This window comes from Clostridium sp. (genome assembly GCF_051656525.1).
Lineage (GTDB): Bacteria > Bacillota > Clostridia > Clostridiales > Clostridiaceae > Clostridium.
The window spans coordinates 1-3,420 of the sequence record NZ_JBOGCC010000312.1 but is presented as its reverse complement, the minus strand read 5'-3'; the positions used below and the strand labels follow the sequence as shown (position 1 = coordinate 3,420).

Below are 3,420 nucleotides of genomic sequence, written 5' to 3'. Positions count from 1 at the left end.
GCTTATCTCTTCTCTAAGCTCTATAAATCCAGCATTAGATGAGTAATGAGTATGTCCTTTTTCCAAAGAATAAATTCCAGCCTCTGTAATATTCCAAGGAGTAACAAAGTCTGGCTCCCCTACTCCTAATGAAATTACATTATCCATTTCATTTATTAAATCAAAATATTTTCTAATGCCTGATGGTGGCATTTCACGAACTCTATCTACTATCATATCTTCTAAAATCATATAAATATAGCCTCTCTTTCTTTAGATTGCTTATCTTTAAATATTCTTCCATGTTCTTTATATTTTTTAAGAACAAAGTGTGTTGCTGTTCCTTGAACATATTCTTGTACTGATAACTTTTCAGATACAAACATAGCAACCTCTTTCATAGTTTTTCCTTCAACTATAACAGTTAAATCAAAACCTCCTGAAGACATTAAATAACAAGCCTTAACCTGAGAAAATTTATAAATTCTTTCTGCAACTTTATCAAATCCTTGCCCTCTCTGTGGCATAATTTTAACTTCAATTAAAGCAGTAACTGTTTCCTTTCCTGTATTTTCCCAATTTATAAGAGTAGTATATCCAGCAATTATATTCTTTTCTTCATAATCACGTATAGCATCACGAACCTCTTCAACAGTCATTCCAGCCATAACAGCAATCTCTTCATCAGTATATCTACTATTCTTCTCTAAAACCTCCAAAATCTCTTCCATATAAAACGCTCCTTTTAATTTTTCATTCTTAATTAATTCTAAATTATATTCTTTTAATAAAATAAATTCAACACTTTTCTTTTCTTTTGTGTAAATATTCAAAATTTTTTGATATCATATACATATATTAATATTTAATAAAGGATGTGTTTTTATGTTTTTAAAAACTAATTTTCATACTCACACAACTAGATGCCTTCATGCAACTGGTTCTGATGAAGAATACATATTAGAGGCTATAAAATCTGGATACAAAATTTTAGGGTTTAGTGATCATGCACCTTATCCTGACAATAGATTTTTATATAGAATGCAATTTGAAGAATTAGATGAATATTACAATTCTATTTTTAAATTAAAGGAAAAGTATAAAAATAAAATAGAAATCCGTATAGGTCTGGAAATTGAGTATAATAGTGAATTCAATTCTTACTACGAAGAGCTTTTGAAAAAGTTTGATTATCTTGTTTTAGGACAACATGTAACACCATTTGAAGGAGAGTTTATAAATAACTTTGAATTAGACAATACTGATGATTATGTAAAATATGCCCTTTCAGTAAAAGAAGCTTTAGAAACAGGCTACTTTGCCTTTTTAGCTCATCCTGATTTAATATTTTTAAACAAGTTTTCTTTAGATGCTAATGGTATTTTAGCAAGAGAAATCATTTTAGATGCAGCAGTACAAAATAATACTATTTTAGAATTCAATGCAAATGGCATTAGACGTGGATTATTTAAATATTTAGATGGGGAGAGATATCCTTATCCTGATTATAGATTTTGGGAGCTTGTCTCTAAAAGAAATATAAAAGTTCTAATATCAGCAGATGCACATGATCCATCAAACCTTTCTGATGAGGCTCTAGATAAAGCTTTTGAACTTTCTAAAGAATGGAAGCTTAATATTGTATCAGACTTTTTATAATTTATAATTTAAAAAATTAAGAATGATGAGAAATCAGAAGCAATTCTCATTTCCCATCATTCTTTTACCTTACTCTTTACTCTTTACTCTTGCACTTTAAACTTACCTTCTCCAATAATTTAAAATTTACTAAAATCGAATTTTATAATAAGTCCTTTGGCTCCTTCAACATATACATAGGTGGAATTATTTCTGTAAAATCTACATAAAAATAATCCGGTAGTCCTGAAGTATGTGTTAATAAATGCTTTACTGTTACATTTTCATCAAAATTATCACACTTTATATATTCCTTTAATAATGAATCAAACTTAAGTTTTCCTTGTTCAACTAATTTACATATAGAAATTGCTGTTAATAGCTTAGCTCCTGAAGCAATTCCAAATCTTGTATCAATGTTATTCTCTCTCTCATTTGGAATATCAGCAAATCCATAAGCTTTCTCTATTATTACTTCCTTATGTTTACTTATTTTTATAACACCTGAAAAATTTTTTATATTATTAATTCTCTTTTCCAATACCTGTACCTTGAAAATCTATATGAACAAATAATGCACCTATAAATTCTTTATTTATTACACTTATAAAACCTTTTATCTTTTCATCATCCTCATAAACAAACGTTTCTGACATAGGTATATACATATCTTTTACAGTATCATAACTATTTTCCCAGTATTCTTTTTCAATAAAATCATGTGCCTTTATAGTGCTTTTCAGCCATATCTTCATTATTTCTTCTGTGTCTTTGTTCTCAAAAATTCTTATCATCATTAATTTTTACCCATTAATTCTTCAAGGTCTTTTTCTGGAATTGTTGTCCCCCCTAAATTATAGTTTTCTACTAATATTTTAAGTACATTTTCTGATATGAAAGATGGCAAGCTTGGTCCTAGCTTCATATTCTTAACTCCTAGATAAATTAAAGCTAAAAGGTCTGCTACAGCCTTTTGTTCATACCATGAAAGTACTATTGAAAGTGGAAGGCTATTTATATCTGTGTCAAAAGCTTCTGCAAGTGCCATTGCAATTCTTACTGCTGAATATGCATCATTACATTGCCCTACATCTAAAAGTCTTGGTATTCCATCTATGTCTCCAAGGTCTAAACTATTTAATCTATATTTACCACAGGCTAAAGTTAATATAATACAATCCTTTGGCACCTGTTTTGCAAATTCTGTGTAGTAGCTTCTTTTTTCTTTTGTTCCATCACATCCACCAACTAGGAAAAAGTGTTTTATCTTTCCTTCTTTAACCATTTCTACTATCTTGCCTGCATTTTTAAGTGTTGCCTCACGTCCAAAGCCTATAATTATTTTATTTTCTTCTTTTTCTTCTGTAAATCCACCAAGCTCTAATGCTTTATTTATAATCGGAGTAAAATCTTTCATTCCACTCATATTATCTTTTATATTTATTAAATCTTCATGACCTACAACACTTGTTGTAAATATTCTATCTTTATATGACTCTAGTGGCTTCATAATACAATTTGTAGTCATTAAAATACATCCTGGTATTCCATCAAATTCTTTTCTTTGGTTTTGCCATGCAGTTCCAAAGTTTCCTACTAAGTGTTTGTATTTTTTAAGCTGTGGGTAACTGTTTGCAGGAAGCATTTCACCATGAGTATATATGTTTATTCCTTTTCCTTCAGTTTGTTTTAAAAGCTCTTCTAAATCTTTTAAATCATGTCCTGATACTATTATAAATGGACCTTTTTTAACACTTCTACTTACTTCTGTAACTTCAGGATGACTATATACATTTGTGTTAC

At 29.0% G+C, this 3,420-nt stretch carries 5 protein-coding genes and 1 pseudogene; 1 reads left to right on the top strand and 5 read right to left on the bottom strand.

Annotated elements, in window-relative coordinates:
- Both ACRDDY_RS15595 and ACRDDY_RS15590 read right to left on the bottom strand, forming a co-directional pair.
- Positions 1-231: pseudogene (locus ACRDDY_RS15595) on the bottom strand (pyridoxal phosphate-dependent aminotransferase); the annotation flags it as partial.
- A complete protein-coding gene (locus ACRDDY_RS15590) occupies positions 228-710 on the bottom strand; it encodes an Lrp/AsnC family transcriptional regulator (protein WP_438565860.1) in 483 nt (160 codons plus the stop codon). The gene ACRDDY_RS15590 and the pseudogene ACRDDY_RS15595, both read right to left, overlap by 4 nt.
- 154 nt (positions 711-864) lie before the next feature.
- Here ACRDDY_RS15590 and ACRDDY_RS15585 point away from each other — a divergent pair, with 154 nt between their 5' ends.
- Complete coding sequence (locus ACRDDY_RS15585) at positions 865-1,638, top strand: histidinol-phosphatase (protein ID WP_438565859.1); 774 nt, start codon at positions 865-867, stop codon at positions 1,636-1,638.
- Between the two features lie 142 nt (positions 1,639-1,780).
- Here the strand turns inward: ACRDDY_RS15585 and ACRDDY_RS15580 are convergent, their stop codons facing one another.
- From ACRDDY_RS15580 to hcp, 3 genes are all read right to left on the bottom strand, one after another.
- Complete coding sequence (locus tag ACRDDY_RS15580) at positions 1,781-2,158, bottom strand: serine hydrolase domain-containing protein (RefSeq protein WP_438565858.1); 378 nt, start codon at positions 2,156-2,158, stop codon at positions 1,781-1,783.
- Positions 2,142-2,414: a GNAT family N-acetyltransferase gene (locus ACRDDY_RS15575; RefSeq protein WP_438565857.1), complete on the bottom strand. Its 273-nt coding sequence runs from the start codon at positions 2,412-2,414 to the stop codon at positions 2,142-2,144. The genes ACRDDY_RS15580 and ACRDDY_RS15575 overlap by 17 nt, the downstream gene beginning before the upstream one ends.
- The coding region (gene hcp / locus ACRDDY_RS15570) for a hydroxylamine reductase (protein ID WP_438565856.1) at positions 2,414-3,420 on the bottom strand (1,007 nt) is incomplete at its 5' end. The genes hcp and ACRDDY_RS15575, both read right to left, overlap by 1 nt.